The following is an 18,884-nucleotide window of genomic DNA, read 5'->3' on the forward strand; positions in this document are numbered from 1 at the left end:
CCGATCCTAGGTGCGTCGGGGTGGGAGGAGGCTCACCGCGGAGCGCGGACCACGGTCATGACGCCTTCGTGCAGCGCGAGCTCGGCGTCGGAGGCAGCCGCCGCCTCCGGGTCGTGGGTGGACATGATGACCACGGCACCGCGCCGGGCCTCCGCCCGCAGCAGGGCGACCACCCGCTCCCGGTTGCCGGCGTCGACGTCGCTGGTCGGTTCGTCGGCCAGGATCACGGCGGCGCGCTGGGCGAGGGCCCGGGCGACCGCCACGCGTTGCTGCTGGCCGCCGGAGAGCTCCTCGACCAGGTGGCGGCCGGACTCGCCCAGCCCGGTGGACTCCAGCGCCGCGCCGGCCTGCTCCCACGCCTCCCCGGCGGGCACGCCGGCGGCGAGCAGCGGCACCACGACGTTCTCCTCGGCGCTGAGCATCGTGGCCAGGCCGTTGCCCTGCGGCACGAGGGAGACCCCCAGCCGCACCGCCTCCTCGTGGCCGGTCACCGGCTGGTCGCCGACGTGCACCGTGCCGGCGGCGAGCGGCTGCGCGCCGCAGATCGCCCACAGCAGGGAGGACTTGCCGGCACCCGAGGGACCGGTGACCGCGAGCAGGGTGCCGGGGTGCACGGTGAACGACACGTCGTGCAGCGCCGGCTCCCCGTCGTAGGCCACGCACACGCCCTCGACCCGCACCGTCGGTGCGCTCATGACCGGTCCTCCTGACCCTGGGGCAGCAGCTGGATGGTGCCGTCCTCGAGGTGGACGCGCACCAGCGTCCCCGGCGGCAGGATCTCGAGCACGTGGGGTGGCAGGGGCAGGGCACCGTCCGCGGACACCACGGCGTACTCCTCGCCGTCGCGGCCCTCTCCCCCGATGCGCCCGTCACGGATGGTCACCGTGCGCCGCATCGCGGCGGCGACCTCGGGGTCGTGGGTGACCAGGACGACGGTGGTGCCGAACTCGCGGTTGACCCGGGCGAGGGTGTCGAGCACGGTGCCCCGCGCCTCGTGGTCGAGCTGGCTGGTCGGCTCGTCCGCCAGCAGCAGCCCCGGCAGCGTGGCGACGGCGACACCGACCGCGAGGAGCTGCAGGTGGCCGGGCGTGAGCCCCGCCAGCGGCCGCCTGGCGTGGCGGTGCATCCCGACGAGCTCGAGCACCTCCGCCGGGCTGGGCAACGAGGAGACCCCCTGGCGCCGCGCGGCCCCCTGGGCGAACTCGACGTTCTGCACCGGGGTCAGGTAGGGCAGCAGGTTGCGGGCGGCGCCCTGCAGCACCAGGCCGATGTCGCGGGCCCGCAGATCGTCCAGCGCGGGCTCGGGCAGGGCCGACAGCTCGTGCTCGCCCACGTGGATCTTGCCCGCGCTCGGGCGCAGCAGCCCGCCGAAGAGGCTCAGCAGGGTGGACTTGCCCGAGCCCGAGGGGCCGAGGAGGCCGACCATGTCGCCCGCCTCGACACTGAGGTCGACCCCGGCGAGGGCCGCCACGTCGTGGCCGTCGGCGCGGTAGATGTGGACCAGCCCCGTGGTCCGCACCGGCATGCCGCGGTTCACCGGCCCGTTCACAGCACCTCCCGGACCCGGTCGAGGGTGGCGCGCGTGGACAGGCCCTGACCCACCCGCACCGCGACGACGAGGAGGACCACCAGGGCCACGGCGGCAGCGGCGAGCACCGCCGGCCAGGACGAGCCCGACGGCGGCAGTGGCAGGCGGGGAGGCGTGGTGAACAGCGGGATGATCGGCAGGGCCAGCGCCGCGCCGGCCACGCCGCACACCGCGCCGGCCAGCACCGCCGGCACCACGACCAGCACCTGCTCGCCGACCGCGACGCGGCGCAGGTCCTGCCGGCCCAGCCCGACCAGGCGCAGGGCGGCGTGGTCGCGCGCCCGCAGCCGCCAGGACGTGGCGACGACCACGACGACGACCAGGCCCGCCATCAGCAGGGCCGCGATGCCCACGACCAGGGCCAGCTGGAGCCCCCACGCCGACGCCGACCCGGCGTAGTCCCCGGCGACGCCATCGGTCGTCGTGACGCCCTCCACCTGCACGCCGCCGTGCCGCAGCGCGGTGCTGACCCGCTCGACCAGGGCCGGGTCGGACCGCGCGAGCCACACCTGCACCGTCGCCAGCGAGTCCAGCGTCCCGCCCTCGCGCTGGAGCGTGTCCAGGTTGACCAGGACGGTGTTGGGCGTGCCGCCCGGCGCCAGCGGGACGTGCCCGACGACCTGCATCTGGCGCGCCTGCCCGTCGAGCCCCGGCGAGGCGAACGTCCCCCGGTCCGACCCCGACGGCAGGGACCCGGCGAGCAGTGCCGGCATGCTCACCGGCGTCGACGCGTGCTGGAGGGCGACCTCCTGGGAGGCGGCGTCGGAGTAGCGGACCCGCAGCGAGGACCCGTCCGCGGTGGCGGTGATGTCGTCCGGTCCGGGGCTGGAGTTGTCACCGGGCAGCCACGTCCCGTCGCCGCCCCAGGGCGCCGTGGAGCCGTCCACGCCGAGCGGGCCGAGGACGAACGAGCCCGCCGTGACCGCGTAACGGGAGGCCGGCGCGTCGACCGTGACGGCCGCGAGGCGGCACCCCTTGGCGCAGCTGACCGGGGCCGACACGGTGTGGGGCGCCGTGGCCCCGAACGGGATGGGGCCGAGGTCCAGGCTGCTGCGCGAGCCGTCGGCGAGGACGAGCTGCATCCCCAGCCGCGGGAGCCGCTGGGACAGGGGCAGCCCGTCGGTCGGCGCCCCCGGGGGGTCGGTGGCGACGCTCTCGCCGGTGACGGTCAGATGCAGCTGCCCGCCGGTGAGCACCAGGGGCGCGACGGCCGGCGCCGCGAGCCGCGCCCACGGGAGTGCCGCCGCGTCCTGCCCCGGGAACTGGGCGATCCGCGCGAACTGGTCCGGGACGACCGCCTGGGTCGTCGTGCTGCCCTCGCCGACGGTCCCCACCCGCACCACCGGGGTGGCGAGGCGCCCGGTGGCGTCGACCGTGGCCAGGGCCGAGCGCACCGCCGGCACCGAGCCGGTGAGGACGTCGATCACCGCGGGCGCGCCCACCTCGGCCATCGCGCGGGCCCGCCGGCCCTGCTCCCCCACCACGAGGGCGTCGCTGGCGAAGACCACGAGGGCCGTGGCCACGGTGATGGTGGTGACGACCCGGCGCACCGCCGGACGCCGGGCGATCTGCAGGGCGGTGAGCCCGCGCCGCACCCGGCCGCGCGCAAGGGCCCGCCGGCCGGCCGCCGCCGTCACGGGCACCAGGACGTGGGCGAACAGCAGGCCGACGGCCAGCGCCAGCAGCGCGGGTGTGGCCAGGGCCAGCGGGCCGGACAGGTTGCCACTCACCAGGGCCAGCACGCCGGCTGCGGCGAGGGCGAGCACCGCGGCGTCGGCGACCCCCAGCGCCCAGCCGTGCCGACGGGCGGGGACCCGGCGCAGCAGGGCCACGATCGGCTCACGGGTGGCGGTGCGGGTGGCGAGCAGGACCGCGAGGAGGGACACCACGGCTGCCACGAGCGCGGCGAGGGGCGCGCCGGCGGGGAGCTCGAACGGCACGCCCGGGACGAGCCACACCTGTCTCGCGAGCACGCTGAGTCCGATGGCGAGGACGAAGCCGACGGGAACGCCGGCGAGCACCATCGCCCCGAGCTCACCGAACAGCAGGCGCCGCGCCCCGCCGGGACCTCGCCCGCGCAGCCGGGCCAGCGCCACCTCGGGGCGACGCTGCTCGATGGCTGCCACGAGGACGAGCCACAGCACCACCAGGGCCAGCATCCCGAGCTGGGCCATGAGCAGCGGCACGATCACGGCCGCCTGCCGGCGGCCGGTGGCGACGTCGGCCGCGATCGCGGGCAGGCCGGACCTCGCGGTGACGGACTTGCCGTTGCCCAGGGCCGCGGCCTGGACACCGGTCACCGCCCGGGCGACCCCGGGCAGCTCGTCGGCGCCGACCGCCGGCTCGCGCAGCGGCAGGTCGACCTCGTTGGCCGGAGCCATCCAGCCCTTGGTCGGGTCGGTCGTGCCGTCAGAGGGGATGTACCTCCCGTCGGGGCCCGGCCCGCCGGCGGTGGGGCTGTCGCCGGTCATCGTCGCGGCGGCGGTGACCCACGTGTCCAGCGACTCCTGGCCGGTGAACGGGTCGGAGGTCCCGGCGCGGCCGCCGAGCAGCTGGCCGAACCAGTACTCCCCGGGCTGCTGCCGATAGGTCCCGGTGACGGTCAGCAGCTTGTGCGGGGCGTCCCGGCCGACGACCCCAGGCACGACCTCGGTGACCAGCAGCCGCTGGCCCAGGTGCCACGAGCGAAGCGTGGCGTCCGCTGCGGTCACCGCCACCTCGCCCCGCGCGGTCGGGCACCGGCCGGACACCACGGTGATGTGCGCGCAGATGTCGGTCCGGGTCGTGAGGAAGCCGGTCGGCGCGCCGGCCATGCTGTCGTCCCCGAGGTCCAGGCGCACGGTCGTGCTGGCCAGCGGCGGTCTGGAGGCCCGCGCCAGGGATGCCGGCACGAGGGCGGTCAGCTCCTGCACGGACATCCGCCGGCTGGTGTCCCGACCCGTCGAGGACGTCAGCACCAGCCCGGTCGTGGAGTCCGGGGCGCGGTCGAGCGCCCTGCGGACCAGCGCCTGGTCCAGTGCCCGCTCATACAGCGGGGCGAAGCACAGGCACACGGTGATCAGGGCGGCCAGGCCGGCGATGACCAGTCCCTGCGCCCGCCGGTACCTCATGGCAGCCCACATGTCGTCCTTCTTCCTTGGTCAGTCCACGTCCCAGCGGAAGAACCGCGAGGCGATGAACGTGACGACGGCCGCGAAGCCGAGCAGGATCGCCATCGGCGCCACGATCGAGCCGGCGCCCTGACCGCGGGCGAGGACGCCGATCATGGCGTCGTTCATGTGCCGCAGCGGCATCACCTGGCTGACCGTCTGCAGCCACGACGGCGCCTGCGAGATGTCGAAGAACGTGCCGGACAGGAACGACATCGGCAGCACGATGAAGTTGGCCAGGGCGCTGGCGGCCTCCTCGGTCTTGGCGATCGAGCCCACGAGCAGCCCGATCGACAGGAACGCCAGGGTGCCCGCGACGAGCAGCGGGACGCACAGCCAGGCCGAGCCGTCGAGGCGCAGCCCGTAGACCGGCAGGGAGGCGATGACGAAGAACAGCGCCGCCTGGGCGAACGCGGTCAGCAGCGAGACCCCCACCCGCGCCCCGACGATGGCCGAGACCGGCACAGGCGCCAGCCGCAGCTTGCGCAGCACCTGCCGGCGTCGCCAGCCCACGATCGTCATGGACGCCCCGAACGCCGCCGAGAAGGCGATGCCCCACGACAGCAACCCCGGCGTGAGGAACTGGATCGGCTTGAGCTCGGCGTTCTCCACCTGCTGGGACACCAGCGTCGTCCTCGGCGGCTGGCCGGTGGCGGCGACGTTGCTGCGGTCGACGACGGCGCCCAGGATCCCCTGGATCGTGGCCGCCTTGACCCGGTCGCTCGCCGCGTAGCGCAGCTCGACCGTGCCGCCCTGCTGGCGCACCACCGCCGGGATGTCGCCGTTGCGAACGGCGGCGACGGCCTTGTCCCACGTCGGGAAGGTCTTCGTCGCGAACACGTCCTTGGGCAGCTGCTGGACCAGGGCCCCGGTGCCGACCACGCCGAGGTCCTGCCGGCTCGCCTTGTCGTCGCTGAAGACCAGGCCGAAGACGACGAGGAACATCAGCGGGAAGAAGAACGTGAAGAACAGCGCGGTGCGGTCCCGCATGAAGCCGCGCAGCATGGCCAGCCCCAGCGTGCGCAGCTGGTGCCAGGTCGACGGCGCGTATGCCGTGTGGCCCGCCTGGACGTCCGGTGGGGCGGGCGCGGTGGTGGTCATGCGCGGTACTCCCGTCCGGTCAGGTGCAGGAAGACGTCCTCGAGGGTGGCCGTGCGGACGCTCACCCCGTCGAGGCGGTGGCGCTCGGCGAGCGCCTGGATGAGGGTCGCGGGGTTGCGGGTGGCGATCACCGTCTCGCCCTGGCCGGCACGGACCTCGTCGGCACCGGGCAGCTGGCGCGCCTCGGCCTCGGGCAGGCCGGCCTCCGGCAGCGCCACCCGGGTCGCGGCGTGCAGGCCGCGGACCAGCGCGGCCGGGGTGTCCAGGGCCAGGACGCGCCCGGCGTCCATGATCGCGACCCGGTCGCACAGCGCCTCGGCCTCGTCGAGGTAGTGGGTGGTGTAGACGACGGTGGTGCCCCGCTGCTGGATCAGCCGCAGCAGGTCCCACAGGTTGCGCCGGGCCTGCGGGTCCAGTGCCGCGGTGGGCTCGTCGAGGAAGACGACCTCCGGCTCGTGCACCAGGGCGCAGGCGATCGAGAGCCGCTGCCGCTGGCCGCCGGAGAGCTTCTCGTCGCGGGTGTCGGCCTTGTCCGTCAGGCCGACGACTTCGAGCATCTCGTCGGCCCGGGAGGCCGGGACGCCGTAGAGCGAGCCGAAGGAGCGGATCTGCTCACGCGCCGTGAGCTTGTCGAAGAAGGCCGAGGCCTGCAGCTGCACGCCCAGCCGGGGCAGCAGGCGCGGGTTGCGCGGCCAGGGGCTCTCCCCCAGCACGCTGACCCGACCGGCGTCCGGCTCGCGGATGCCCTCGACCATCTCCAGCGTGGTCGTCTTGCCGGCGCCGTTGGGCCCGAGGATGCCGAAGAACTCCCCCCGCCGGACGCTGAAGGACACCCCGTCCACGGCCGTGGTGTCGCCGTACCGCTTGACGAGGTCCTCGACCTCGATCGCGGTGGCCGCGCCGGCGCGCGGCCGGTCCATCAATCCGGCCCCCGGTTCCGTCATGGGCCCGACCCTAGGGCCCAGACACGCGCGCCAGCAGGTCATTTGTCAGGTTCCGATCGGGCCGTCGACGTAGGCTCGACCCGTGGCCAGAGGACCCCTGCGGCACTTCGACTGGAACCTGCGCTCCTGCGGGCGGCACGGCCATGAGACGTATGCCCCCGACGAGGAGGCCCTGGCGCAGCGCCTCCACGCGTCGACGCCGGCAGGGGACGCGTGGCGGTGCCTGCGCTGCGGGGACTGGGTCCTGGGCGAGCCCCGCCACCGCGGCCCCGCCGACCAGGCGCCGATCGTCCTGCGTGGCAGGGCCCTGCGGGACGCGTTCGTGCTGCGATTCCTGGCCCTCGAGCGGGCGCTCCGTGGGCTGCTGCTGGTCGCCCTGGCCTACGGCGTCTGGCGCTTCGACGGCTCACGCCTGGCCCTGCAGAAGGTCTTCGACTCCTACCTGCCGACGCTGCGCCCGCTGGCCGACCGGCTGGGGGTGGACCTGCAGAACGCCGGCCCGGTGCACCTGATCCAGCGGGCGTTCGCCGCCTCGCACTCGACGCTGCTGCTCGTCGCCCTCGGCGTCCTGGCCTACGGGGCGCTCGAGCTCCTGGAGGCCGTTGGCCTGTGGCTGATGAAGCGCTGGGGCGAGTACGTCGCGGTCGTCGGCACCGCGGTGTTCATCCCGCTGGAGGTCTACGAGCTGGTCGAGAAGGTCACGTGGCTGCGGATCGCCGCGTTCGCGCTGAACGTCTTCGCCGTCGTCTACATCCTGTGGACCAAGCGCCTGTTCGGCGTCCGCGGTGGACGAGCAGCCTTCGACGCCGAGCGCCACGGCGAGTCGCTGCTGGAGGTCGAGCGGGCCGCGGCGCGGGGCGAGACGGCCGTGGCGGCCCACTGACGGCCGATGGTCAGGACAGCGTGCTGGCGATGAACCACGCCCGACGTACCGGCACCGGCGTTGGCGCCGGGTACCTCACGTCGGGGTTGCCGACGAGACCACGACGCACCGTCCAGGTCGGCGCGTCCATGTCCACAGCGGAGGCTCCGGAGGGTGCGAGCAGCACCCAGGTCGTGGTGCCCGGGCCGCTGCCGCCGTGCAGGGCCGCGCACGAACTCACACACCCGTAGGCCCCCGTGAGTCCGTCGGCGCGACCTCCCCACGCACCCCCGGTGCGCAGGGACCACCGCGTCCCGTCGACGAGCTCGAGCCCCAGCGGGACCGGGCGGGCCGGGGCGTGCGTCACCGGCCGAAGGTTCGCGGCGGGAATCCGGAAAAGCCTCCTGTCCCAGGCGTCCGCTGCGCAGACCAGGTGGCCGTCGGCTCGCGGGGCCCAGCAGGCGACGGCTCCAGCGGCGGTGGAGCCGCACGCATGAGTGCCACCACTCCGCGCCGCCGGCGACCCGGTGTCGAAGCGGCAGTCGGCCGGAGGCGACTGGGGCCCGTTGTGCACGGTCCAGCCCGGCAGCAGGGTGCCGTCGCGCCTGAACGGGTCAAGGACGACCACGTCGGTGGCCGCCCCTGTCTTCCCCGGCGGCGAACCGGGGACAGCCCCGGCCGTGGAAGGGGGCACCGGCCGGGTGGTCGAGGTCGCCGCCGATGTCGGGCTGACAACCGGCCGAGGGGAGGTCTGCGCCGGGGTCGTGGGCCTCTGCGCACAGGCGGTGGGGCCGCCGGCGACGGCTCCGATCAGCGCCAACGACACGACCACAGAACGCGTGACCCCCAACGACGGCCCCCTTGCTCGCGATCCGACACGAACAGTGTGGCGCAGTCACACGTCCCGCCCCAGTCAGAGCTCGAGCCGCCGCTGGAACTCCGGGAGCAGCTCGACGACCCGGAAGCCGAGCGCCTCGTTGATGCCGATCATGTGCGCGTTGACATCGGCGTTGCCGGTGTGGACCAGGCGAGCCCCCGGCCAGGACCGTTGCAGGGCCTGCAGGTTGCCGACCTTCAGGCCCAGGCCCAGCCGGTGCCCCCGGTGGTCGCGGCGGACCATGGTGCCCCACTGGTGCACGTGCTCCGGCTCGTCCGGGGTCACGGCGAGGTCGGTGTAGGCGACCACCTCACCGCCCGGTGCCATCGCCAGCGTGGTCAGCCGCACCCGGCCCTGCTCGCGCAGCCGCACCTCCCGCTCCCGGTACAGCTCCGGCGTCTCCGCCTCGGGCTCGTAGTCGATCTCGCCCGTGGGCGCGTCGACCGCGAGGTGGTTGCGCACGTGGCACAGGGAGGGCAGCAGCTCCTCGGGCACGTCCCCGGCGAACGTCTCCAGCCGGTATGCCGTGTGGCGGGGTGCCGCCGCGGCGGCAAGCTCGTCCAGGCGCCGGTCCGCGACGGGCAGGTCGAGGACCCGGTGGACCTCGGTGCTGGCCAGGCGGAAGCCGTGACGCTCGGCGAAGCGGCGGTAGCCGTGGTCGGCGGCCGCGGCCTCGGGGTAGGCCGACTCGGTGAGCAGGACCGTGCGACCGGCCCCGGCACAGCAGGCGACGACCTGCTCGGCCAGGGCCGAGCCCACGCCCCGGCCGCGGTGCCGCGGGTCGACGCAGACCTGCAGCCAGCTCTTGTCGGTGTTGTCGACCAGTGACTCCCAGACCCACGCCATGCCGACGACGGCGTGCTCCTCCCAGGCCGCCCAGGCGCCCATCCACTCCCCCGGCGCAGGGTTGCGCAGGTCGACGGCGAGCTCCCGCAGCGGCCACGGCGGGGCGTACGGCCGCTCGAAGCGCAGGGCGGCGTCCAGGACCGCGTGGGCCTGGCCGAGCTCGGCGTCGTCGTGGACGTCCACCTGACGGATCAGCACGTCCTTCAGGCTAGGTTCGCCGGCCCGCCCGGCTCACCCGGTTTTCGCCCCCGGTCAGCGCAGGGAGTCGGCCACCTCGTCCTGGAAGGCCTGCAGCAGCGCCGGCGCGTCGGGGATGACCCGCTCGTCGCAGGCGAAGCCCACCACCACCGAGCCGGCGTAGCTGAAGATGCTGACCGAGATCGGCTGGTGCGAGGTGGACGGCGCCCAGGCCACCATCCCGGCCACCGGCGCTCCGGCGAAGGTGACCTGCTCGCGCGGGCCCGGCACGTTGGTGAGCACCCCCACCGACTGGTTGGCGACGAGGTCGGTGAGGAACCGCGCAACCGGGCGCGGGGTCTGGCTGCCCACCTGCTGCACGGCATACATCAGGGCCGCGGTGTGCGAGTCGCGCAACGAGCCGGTGCGGCGCTGGAGCAGCGCGATCCGCTCGGTCAACGGCTCCTGCCCCGAGGGCAGCTCCAGCGGGACCACCGCGAAGTGGTTGCCGAGGGTCTCGGGCAGGTTGTGGTCGAACGGCTTGAGGTTGACCGGCATGAGCCACGTCGTGGGGACCGGCTCCTCGCCACGGGCCGAGAGGTAGCGGGCAAGGGCTCCGGCCAGCCACGTGGTCAGCACGTCGTTGACGGTCCCCCCGGTCCGGCGGCCCACCTCCTTGACCCGATCCAGCGGCACCGGGTCGCCCCAGACCACGCTCTTGCGCTCCCCCAGCGGTCCCCGCCAGGCGGCCGGGACCTCGGCCGGCAGCGACAGCAGCGGGGTCACCGCCGCGACGGTGTGCCGGGCTCGGTCGGCCTGCACCAGGGCCTGCTCCGCTAGCCCTCCGGCGGCGTCGGCGAGGGGGCGCGCCAGCGGGCCGGCGACAGGGACCCGGTCGAGCACCGCGCCGGTGAGGGAGCGCAGGCCCCCGAGCAGCGAGGCCCCGGGCGCCGGAGAGGCCGCGCGGGGCGTCGTCGCCGCGGCCGGCTCCTGCCCGTCGAAGAGGCCGAGGGCGACCTGGGTCAGCCGGATCCCGTCGGCGATCGCGTGGTGCAGCCGGATGACGACGGCCGACCCGCCGTCGAGCTCGGGGACGACGTGGGCGCGCCAGAGCGGACGGTCGCCGGGCAGGGGCACGCCGCGCTGCTCGCTCAGGAACCGCTCGAGCCCGGCCATCCCCGGCTCCGGGAGGGTGGCCGGCAGGACGTGCCGGCCCAGGTCGAAGTCCGGGTCCGGCTCCCATGCCGCCCTCGCACCCAGCACCGGCGCGGGGACCGGACGGGACCGGAACGTCGGGAACCGGTCGACCATCCGCTCCCGCAGCGCCTCGCGGGCCTGCGCGAGGGTCACCGGCGTGGACGTCCAGAAGACGCAGTCGATGGTCATGAGGTTGTCGGGCCGGTCCATGTTCAGCCACAGCGTGTCCTGCACGGACATCCGACGGGTCATGACGTCACGTGAGCGCGGCGACGACCTGGTCGGCGGCGGCGTAGGGGTCGGTGCTGCCGTCGACGACCTGCGCGGCGAGCTCGTCGACGCCGTTGCCGTGGCGCAGGTCGCCCATCCGCTGGCGCAGGGCCTGCAGCGCGATCGCCTCGATCTCGTCGCCCGCGCGGCGCACCCGTCGCTCGCGCAACACCCCGGTGGACTCCATCCAGGCGAAGTGCTTGTCGATCGACTCCATGACCTCGTCGACACCTTCGCCTTGTGCCGCAACGGTCTTGACGACCGGGGGCCGCCACAGGTTGGGCTCGGTGCGGTCGCCGAGGCTGATCATGTGGCGGATGTCGCGCACCGTCGCGTCGGCGCCGTCGCGGTCGGCCTTGTTGACGACGAACAGGTCACCGATCTCCAGGATGCCGGCCTTGGCGGCCTGGATGCCGTCACCCATCCCGGGTGCCAGCAGCACGATGGTCGTGTCGGCCAGCCCGGCGACCTCGACCTCGCTCTGGCCCACCCCGACGGTCTCGACGAGGATCACCTCGCAGCCGGCGGCGTCCAGCACCCGCAGCGCCTGCGGGGTCGTCCACGACAGGCCGCCGAGGTGGCCGCGGCTGGCCATCGACCGGATGTAGACCTCGGGGTCGAGCGCATGGTCCTGCATGCGCACCCGGTCACCGAGCAGTGCCCCGCCGGAGAACGGCGAGGACGGGTCCACGGCGAGCACGCCCACCCGCTGCCCGCGGGCGCGGAAGGCCCCCACGAGCGCGTTGGTCGAGGTCGACTTGCCCACGCCGGGGCTGCCGGTGATCCCGATGACGTGCGCCCGGCCGGTGTGCGGGGCCAGGGCGGCCATCACCTCCCGCAGCGCGGGGTGGCCGTCCTCGACCAGGGAGATCAGCCGCGCGACGGCACGCGGCGAACCCGCCCTGGCCGACTCGACCAGGGCGGGCACGTCAACGGGGCGCGATGCCATGGGCTCGCTCTCTGTCGCGGGGGACTCAGGCCTGCGGGACGCGGACGATCAGGGCGTCGCCCTGCCCGCCGCCACCACACAGCGCCGCCGCGCCGACCCCGCCGCCGCGGCGCTTGAGCTCGAGGGCCAGGTGCAGCGCGATCCGCGCACCGGACATGCCGATCGGGTGGCCGAGGGCGATCGCCCCGCCGTTGACGTTGACGATCTCGGGGTCGATGCCCAGCTCCTGGGTGGAGGCCAGGCCGACCGCGGCGAACGCCTCGTTGATCTCGACCAGGTCGAGGTCGGCGGGCGTGATGCCCTCCTTCTCGCAGGCCAGCGCGATGGCCCGGGCCGGCTGGCTCTGCAGCGAGGAGTCGGGGCCGGCGACCACGCCGTGGGCACCGATCTCGGCGATCCAGGACAGGCCGAGCTCCTGGGCCTTGGCCCTGCTCATGACGACCACGGCGGCGGCGCCGTCGGAGATCTGCGAGGCGGAGCCGGCCGTGATCGTGCCGTCCTTGCTGAAGGCGGGACGCAGCTTGCCCAGGGACTCCGCGGTCGTGTCGGCCCGGATGCCCTCGTCGGACTTGAACTCGATCGGGTCGCCCTTGCGCTGCGGGATGGAGACCGGCACGACCTCGTCGTCGAACAGCCCGTCCTTCCAGGCCTTCGCCGCCAGCTGGTGGCTGCGGGCGGAGAACTCGTCCTGCTGCTCGCGGGTGAACTGCTGCTCACCGGTGTTGGCCTGCTCGGTCAGCAGCCCCATCGCCTGGTCGGTGAAGGCGTCCCACAGGCCGTCGAAGGCCATGTGGTCTCGCATGGTGACGTCGCCGTACTTGAAGCCCTCGCGCGACTTCTCGAGCAGGTGCGGGGCATTGGTCATCGACTCCTGGCCACCGGCCACGACGACCTCGAACTCGCCGGCGCGGATCAGCTGGTCGGCCAGCGCGATCGCGTCGATGCCGGAGAGGCAGACCTTGTTGATGGTCAGCGCCGGGACGGTCATCGGGATGCCGGCCTTGACCGCGGCCTGACGGGCGGGGATCTGGCCGGCGCCGGCCTGGAGCACCTGGCCCATGATCACGTAGTCGACCTGGTCACCGCTGACCCCGGCCTTGTCCAGCGCGCCCTTGATCGCGATCCCGCCGAGGTCCGCGCCCGAGAAGCCCTTCAGCGAGCCGAGCAGGCGACCCATCGGGGTCCGCGCGCCGGCGACGATGACTGAAGTGGGACGGTCCGTGCTCATGCCAAGCCTCCAACGCCAGGGGTGGTTTCAGCGTCACTCTAGCCCGCGCGATACCGCCGCGGACCGTGGTGAGGGCCACAGCCACGGCTGCTGTCCGCAGCCGGGGCGGCTGCCTAGTCTGGCGGGCATGTCAGCCCTCCCGACGCACCTGTTCACGGCCATCGACCACGTCGGCGTGGCCGTCCCCGACCTCGACGAGGCCATCGCGTTCTACCGCGACACCTACGGCATGGCGCTGGCCCACGAGGAGGTCAACGAGGAGCAGGGGGTGCGCGAGGCGATGATGGCCGTCGGCGAGTCCGGCTCCTGCATCCAGCTGCTCGCGCCGCTGTCCCCCGCCTCGACGATCGCCAAGTTCCTCGAGCGCTCCGGCCCGGGCATGCAGCAGCTCGCCTACCGGGTCGAGGACATCGACGCCGTATGCCGGGTGCTCCGGGAGCGTGGGCTGCGGCTGCTCTACGACGTGCCCAAGCGGGGGACGTCGAACAGCCGGGTCAACTTCATCCACCCCAAGGACGCCGGCGGCATCCTCGTCGAGCTGGTCGAGCCCGCGACGGGCTCCGGCCACTGACCGGACTCAGGCCCGGCCGGGGTTCGTCGTGCCGCGGTGGCGGTCCTGTGGCTGCTCTCCGACCGCGCCGGTCGGCAGCCCGGCCGCGGTGAGCACCACCAGGGCGGAGGTCCAGGCCAGCGGGGCCGGCCCGGCCGGCGCGCCACTGCCCAGCACCTTCTCGGGCAGGCTCCCCCAGGACGTGCGGTGCCCCTGCAGCCAGTCCATCCAGTGCTCGGCCAGCCGGGTGCGCCCGGTCATGGCCGCGGTGTAGGCCACCAGCGAGGTCTCCGGGGTCCACGAGATCCCGTCCTGCTTCCACGCCGTGCCGGGCGCCAGCCCCCCGGCCGGACGCAGGGCCTGCTCCTGGTAGTCGTTCCACCGCCGCTGCACGGCCGGTGTCGCGGTAGCGGCGAACGGTGGCATGAGGAAGCACACGGCGGCGTCGAGGCCGCCGTACTGCCCGAAGCGGTCGAAGCGGCCGCCGAACTGCGGCGCCAGCGCCGCAGCCAACCGGTCCGCCGCCGTGCCCGATCGCTGCGCGGCCGCGGTCTCCCCCAGGGAGGCATAGAGGCGATGGCTGGCTCGCAGGCCCGCCAGCAGCGGCGCGACCGTGCCCAGGGTGGTGCGCGACACCGGCACCTCCCAGTAGTCGGGCGAGGGCTGCGGCAGGCGTCGCCCATCGTCGGTGACGGCCAGGACGAAACGGGTCGAGTCGTCCAGCAGCGGTCGCAGCGACGCTGCGGTGGCGGAGCGGCCGCTGACCCGGGACACCTGCTCCAGGGACCAGAGCGCCCAACCCGCACCGTCGGACTGGCGAAGCCGCCGGTCGGGCGGGCCGCTGCCGTCGAGCAGGTAGCGGGCCTGGAAGCCGCCATCCGGCAGCTGCACGCGTTCCAGGAAGCGCAGCGCCTGCTCCGCGTCCCGCACGTGTCCGGCGTGGGCCAGCGCGGCGGCGACGAAGGCGGTGTCGCGTGGCCAGACGTAGTTCCACCCGTTGACCGGTCCGGCTGCGACGGCACCGTCCGGCCGGGTCAGGCGGTGCAGGTCGAGCAGCGCCGTGCGCACCATGGGCTGCCACCGTCGCCCCTCCCCGGGCACGGTGCCGCCGGCGAGCCACGCCTCGTCGCCGGCCGCGTCGTCGCCCGGGCGCCAGCCCCTGGTCCATCCCGGTCCCGTGGCCAGCCGCGGCTGTGCCGGCGCTGGTCCGGGGTTGAGGCCCACGAGAACGGCCGTCAGGAGCAGCGTGACCACGCCCGCTGCGGAGACCATGCCGCGCCTCACCCTGCCGCCCCCTTGAAACACTGGTTGATCTGTCCCGCCCCGGCGCCTCCGAGTCTGGCACCTCGCGGCATCGGCGTCGTGGCATTCCGGGCAGTTGACGGCTGGGGGTCGACGTGTCGCCCGTACGATCACTGTGTGGGGATGAGGCGACGAGACCTGCTGACCGGCGCCGGCGGAGCTGCCGCGGGGGCGTTGGGGCTGTTCGCGGCGGACCGCGCCGCCGCCGCCCCGGAGAGCGCGCACCTGCCGTTCTACGGCGGCTACGCCTCCGGCGTCCGGCCCGACCTGTCCGCCCCGCACGCCGCCTCAGGGGCCGTGGTCTGGTCCGGGCAGACCACGACGCGCCGGGTCGCGCTGACCTTTGACGACGGGCCCATGCCCGACTGGACCCCGCGCGTGCTCGAGGCGCTGGCCCGGCACGACGTCCCGGCGACGTTCTTCGTCAAGGGCATCAACGTGCGCCGGCACGGGGCCATCCACCGCGAGTCCGTCGGCCGGCACGAGATCGGCAACCACACCTGGGACCATCCCGACCTCGCGAGGCTCGACCACGCCGCCTGCACCGACCAGCTGAAGCGGACCACCGCCGAGATCGAGGACGCCTACGGGGTGCACCCGACCCTGTTCCGCCCGCCGTACGGGCACCTCGCCGGGTCCTCGCTGCTCGCCGCCGCCGAGCAGCGGCTCACCACGGTGCTCTGGAGCGCCCAGATGCGCGAGAACCTCTACGTCCAGCACCCCGAGGGCATCACCGGCTACATCCGCAGCGTGGTGCGCCCGGGGTCGGTGGTCCTCGCCCACGACACCGGTCCCGCGGACCGTCTGGTGACCGTCGACCACCTCGACGCGATCATCACCGGGCTGAAGGCCGACGGCTACGAGCTGACGACGGTCTCGGCCCTGTGCGGGCTGACCGGCTCCACCGCCCACGGCTGAGGAGGCGCGGGGCGGCGCCGGTGATGCAGGTCACCGTGTGGCCGGGCTCTCAGTCCCTGCCCAAGAGCGGCTACCCGACAGTAGTTTCGGCGCAGCCCACGCATGACCGCGAGCCGGTCTCCCCCACCTGAGGAGTACGACCATGCAGGCCATCCGCGACGCCATCCTCTCCGGCGACCGTTCGCAGGAGACCTTCGCCCACCTGGAGATCCCGCAGACCTACCGCGCCGTGACGGTGCACAAGGACGAGGTCGGGATGTTCGAGGGCCAGGCCAGCCGGGACAAGGACCCGCGCAAGAGCCTCCACCTGGACGAGGTGCCGGTGCCCGAGCTCGGCCCGGGCGAGGCGATCGTCGCCGTGATGGCCAGCGCCATCAACTACAACACCGTGTGGACCTCGATCTTCGAGCCGGTGTCGACCTTCGGCTTCCTCGAGCGCTACGGGCGCACCTCGCCGCTGGCCAAGCGGCACGACCTGCCGTACCACATCGTCGGCTCCGACCTGTCCGGCGTGGTCCTGCGCACCGGCCCCGGCGTGCACGCCTGGAAGCCCGGCGACGAGGTCGTCGCCCACTGCCTGTCCGTCGAGCTCGAGCACCCCGACGGCCACAACGACACGATGCTCGACCCGGAGCAGCGGATCTGGGGCTTCGAGACCAACTTCGGCGGCCTGGCCGAGCTGGCCCTGGTCAAGGCCAACCAGCTGATGCCCAAGCCCGACCACCTCACGTGGGAGGAGGCCGCCTCCCCCGGCCTGGTGAACAGCACGGCATACCGCCAGCTGGTCTCGCGCAACGGCGCGGGCATGAAGCTCGGTGACACCGTCCTGATCTGGGGCGCCAGCGGCGGCCTCGGCTCGTACGCGACGCAGATGGCCCTGGCCTCCGGCGCCACCCCGGTCTGCGTGGTCTCCAGCCCGGACAAGGCCGACATCTGCAAGGCGATGGGTGCCGAGCTGGTCATCGACCGCAACGCCGAGGGCTACCGGTTCTGGAAGGACGAGACGACCCAGGACCCGCGGGAGTGGAAGCGCTTCGGCGCCAAGATCCGCGAGCTCACCGGCGGCAAGGACCCCGACATCGTCTTCGAGCACCCGGGTCGGGAGACCTTCGGCGCCTCCGTGTACGTCGCGCGCAAGGGCGGCACGATCGTCACCTGCGCCTCGACGTCGGGCTTCATGCACGAGTACGACAACCGCTACCTGTGGATGAACCTCAAGCGGATCATCGGCTCGCACTTCGCCAACTACCGCGAGGCCTTCGAGGCCAACGACCTGATCAACCGCGGGCTCATCCACCCGACCCTGTCCAAGACGTACGCGCTGGAGGACGTGGGCCAGGCGGCGTACGACGTCCACCGCAACGCGCACCAGGGCAAGGTCGGCGTCTTGGCCCTCGCGCCGGAGCAGGGCCTGGGCGTCAGCAACCCCGCCAAGCGCGCTCCGCTGGAGGCCGCGATCAACCGGTTCCGCAACGCCTGAGCCGTCAGGCTCGATGTGCACGCACTGGACCTCCCGCGCCGACTAGGCTCGCCGCGGGAGGTCCAGTCATGTGGGAGCGGTGGTCCGAGTTCCGTCGGCGTCAGCGGGCAACGTTGCGTGAGAGCAACCGCCTGCCCGTGGTGATCGACGACGACACGACCTACGAGGACCCCGGCTGGACCGAGGCGGCCGAAGAGCCGGCGACCAACGGCCGCGGCACCACCGACGGTCAGGCCGCCGACGGACGGGCCACTGATGGACGGGCCACCGACGGCCAGGGCGCCGTGCCCGGGCCGACGCCCACGCCGGGGACGGGTCCCGCGCCGACCCCGCACGAGGCCCCGCCGCCGGCCCCGCGCCAGGCCCCGACGCAGGCGCTGCCGCAGTACGGCCTGGCCGGCCAGCCGCTGAACCGCCACTCCCCCTTCTACGTCGGCTTCGTCGGCGCGTTCGGGGTGCTCATCGCCTACGCCCTCTACAACGCCTTCCTGCAGCTGACGCAGGTCTTCACGCTGCTGCTGGTGGCCCTCTTCCTCACCCTGGCGCTGAACCCGCTGGTGGAGTGGCTGGTGCGCCGCGGGCTGCGCCGGGCGCTGGCTGTCACGGTGGTGTTCCTCGGCCTGGCCGCGGTCTTCGTCGCGGTGGGCTTCCTCGTGGTGCCGCCGGTCGCCGAGCAGGGCGGCGCCCTGGCCCAGAGCGCCCCGGACTACCTCAACAGCCTGCTGAACAACCGCGTCGTCAAGGACCTCGACAGCCACTACCACGTGGTCCAGAGCTTCCAGCACGAGTTCCAGAAGCGCGTCACCGACAGCAACTTCATGAGCCAGGTCTTCGGTGGCGTCCTCGGCGCCGGCCGGGCCGTGCTCACCGGCTTCTTCGCCTTCTTCACCGTGCTGATCCTGACGCTGTACTTCCTGGCGTCGCTGCCGCAGATCAAGCACGCGGCCTACGCGATGGTCCCGGCGAGCCGGCGCCCGCGCTTCATCTCGCTGTCCGAGGAGATCATGCGGCGGGTCGGCAGCTATGCCATCGGGCAGGTGGCGGTCGCGGCGGTCAACGCGATCTGCAGCTGGATCATGATGACGATCGTGGGCATCCCCTACGCGGCCGTCCTGGCGGTGGCCGTCGGCCTGCTCGGTCTCGTGCCGCTCGTCGGCGCGTCGCTGGGCGCGGCGGTGGTGTGCACCGTGGCCTTCTTCGACGAGCCGAAGAAGGCGATCATCGCCCTCGTCTACTACGTCGTCTACCAGCAGATCGAGAACTACGTGGTGGCGCCGCGGATCATGCAGCGCACCGTCTCGGTGCCCGGCGCGATCACGATCATCGCGGCCCTGGTCGGCGGCACCCTGCTGGGCATGCTCGGTGCGCTGCTGGCCATCCCGGTCGCCGCGGGCATGCTGCTCATCTACGAGGAGGTGCTGCTGCCCCGGCAGCGGCGTGCCTGAG

16 protein-coding genes are annotated in these 18,884 nt (G+C 73.8%); 5 read left to right on the forward strand and 11 right to left on the reverse strand.

Annotated elements, in window-relative coordinates:
- Nucleotides 1–32: 32 nt before the first annotated feature.
- Genes FB474_RS13325 through FB474_RS13345 form a run of 5 tightly spaced genes read right to left on the reverse strand, consistent with a single transcriptional unit; the run spans nucleotide 33 to nucleotide 6,782 of the window.
- Nucleotides 33–695, reverse strand: a complete 663-nt coding sequence (locus FB474_RS13325) for an ATP-binding cassette domain-containing protein (RefSeq protein WP_141789092.1) — start codon at nucleotides 693–695, stop codon at nucleotides 33–35.
- Nucleotides 692–1,549 (reverse strand): ABC transporter ATP-binding protein, encoded by an 858-nt coding sequence (locus FB474_RS13330; RefSeq protein WP_246092176.1) that lies wholly within the window; start codon nucleotides 1,547–1,549, stop codon nucleotides 692–694. The genes FB474_RS13325 and FB474_RS13330 overlap by 4 nt, the downstream gene beginning before the upstream one ends.
- Nucleotides 1,546–4,710 carry an FtsX-like permease family protein gene (locus FB474_RS13335; protein ID WP_141789094.1) on the reverse strand — a complete coding sequence of 1,055 codons (3,165 nt, stop codon included), beginning with the start codon at nucleotides 4,708–4,710 and terminating at the stop codon, nucleotides 1,546–1,548. Before FB474_RS13335 ends, FB474_RS13330 begins: the two co-directional genes overlap by 4 nt.
- Nucleotides 4,711–4,728: 18 nt before the next feature.
- Complete coding sequence (locus tag FB474_RS13340; protein ID WP_141789095.1) at nucleotides 4,729–5,838, reverse strand: ABC transporter permease; 1,110 nt, start codon at nucleotides 5,836–5,838, stop codon at nucleotides 4,729–4,731.
- Nucleotides 5,835–6,782, reverse strand: a complete 948-nt coding sequence (locus tag FB474_RS13345) for an ABC transporter ATP-binding protein (protein WP_246092177.1) — start codon at nucleotides 6,780–6,782, stop codon at nucleotides 5,835–5,837. The genes FB474_RS13340 and FB474_RS13345 overlap by 4 nt, the downstream gene beginning before the upstream one ends.
- A gap of 82 nt (nucleotides 6,783–6,864) precedes the next feature.
- On the opposite strand from FB474_RS13345, the gene FB474_RS13350 reads away from it, so the two are divergent.
- Nucleotides 6,865–7,665, forward strand: a complete 801-nt coding sequence (locus FB474_RS13350) for a DUF2127 domain-containing protein (RefSeq protein WP_221632532.1) — start codon at nucleotides 6,865–6,867, stop codon at nucleotides 7,663–7,665.
- A gap of 10 nt (nucleotides 7,666–7,675) precedes the next feature.
- Here FB474_RS13350 and FB474_RS13355 read toward each other — a convergent pair whose 3' ends face one another.
- The 5 genes from FB474_RS13355 to FB474_RS13375 all read right to left on the reverse strand — a co-directional run bounded on the left by FB474_RS13355 (nucleotide 7,676) and on the right by FB474_RS13375 (nucleotide 13,188).
- Nucleotides 7,676–8,011: a hypothetical protein gene (locus FB474_RS13355; protein ID WP_141789096.1), complete on the reverse strand. Its 336-nt coding sequence runs from the start codon at nucleotides 8,009–8,011 to the stop codon at nucleotides 7,676–7,678.
- 546 nt (nucleotides 8,012–8,557) lie between these two features.
- On the reverse strand, nucleotides 8,558–9,565 hold the full coding sequence (locus FB474_RS13360; protein ID WP_185746161.1) for a GNAT family N-acetyltransferase: 1,008 nt from the start codon (nucleotides 9,563–9,565) through the stop codon (nucleotides 8,558–8,560).
- A 54-nt stretch (nucleotides 9,566–9,619) separates the two neighbouring features.
- A complete protein-coding gene (locus tag FB474_RS13365; protein WP_141789098.1) occupies nucleotides 9,620–10,993 on the reverse strand; it encodes a wax ester/triacylglycerol synthase domain-containing protein in 1,374 nt (457 codons plus the stop codon).
- Nucleotides 10,994–10,997: 4 nt separating this feature from the next.
- Nucleotides 10,998–11,960: a methylmalonyl Co-A mutase-associated GTPase MeaB gene (gene meaB, locus FB474_RS13370; protein WP_141789099.1), complete on the reverse strand. Its 963-nt coding sequence runs from the start codon at nucleotides 11,958–11,960 to the stop codon at nucleotides 10,998–11,000.
- A 25-nt stretch (nucleotides 11,961–11,985) separates the two neighbouring features.
- On the reverse strand, nucleotides 11,986–13,188 hold the full coding sequence (locus tag FB474_RS13375; RefSeq protein ID WP_141789100.1) for an acetyl-CoA C-acetyltransferase: 1,203 nt from the start codon (nucleotides 13,186–13,188) through the stop codon (nucleotides 11,986–11,988).
- A gap of 127 nt (nucleotides 13,189–13,315) precedes the next feature.
- On the opposite strand from FB474_RS13375, the gene mce reads away from it, so the two are divergent.
- Complete coding sequence (mce, locus tag FB474_RS13380) at nucleotides 13,316–13,759, forward strand: methylmalonyl-CoA epimerase (protein ID WP_141789101.1); 444 nt, start codon at nucleotides 13,316–13,318, stop codon at nucleotides 13,757–13,759.
- 6 nt (nucleotides 13,760–13,765) lie between these two features.
- Here mce and FB474_RS13385 read toward each other — a convergent pair whose 3' ends face one another.
- Entirely contained in the window at nucleotides 13,766–15,010 is a 1,245-nt protein-coding gene (locus FB474_RS13385) for a glycoside hydrolase family 15 protein (protein WP_185746162.1), read from the reverse strand.
- A gap of 153 nt (nucleotides 15,011–15,163) precedes the next feature.
- On the opposite strand from FB474_RS13385, the gene FB474_RS13390 reads away from it, so the two are divergent.
- The 3 genes from FB474_RS13390 to FB474_RS13400 all read left to right on the forward strand — a co-directional run bounded on the left by FB474_RS13390 (nucleotide 15,164) and on the right by FB474_RS13400 (nucleotide 18,883).
- Nucleotides 15,164–15,958: a polysaccharide deacetylase family protein gene (locus FB474_RS13390; protein ID WP_246092178.1), complete on the forward strand. Its 795-nt coding sequence runs from the start codon at nucleotides 15,164–15,166 to the stop codon at nucleotides 15,956–15,958.
- Nucleotides 15,959–16,100: 142 nt separating this feature from the next.
- On the forward strand, nucleotides 16,101–17,438 hold the full coding sequence (gene ccrA, locus FB474_RS13395) for a crotonyl-CoA carboxylase/reductase (RefSeq protein WP_141789103.1): 1,338 nt from the start codon (nucleotides 16,101–16,103) through the stop codon (nucleotides 17,436–17,438).
- A gap of 68 nt (nucleotides 17,439–17,506) precedes the next feature.
- Nucleotides 17,507–18,883: an AI-2E family transporter gene (locus tag FB474_RS13400; protein ID WP_141789104.1), complete on the forward strand. Its 1,377-nt coding sequence runs from the start codon at nucleotides 17,507–17,509 to the stop codon at nucleotides 18,881–18,883.
- Nucleotide 18,884 lies beyond the last annotated feature (1 nt).

The sequence above is a fragment of the Oryzihumus leptocrescens genome, assembly GCF_006716205.1.
Lineage (GTDB): Bacteria > Actinomycetota > Actinomycetes > Actinomycetales > Dermatophilaceae > Oryzihumus > Oryzihumus leptocrescens.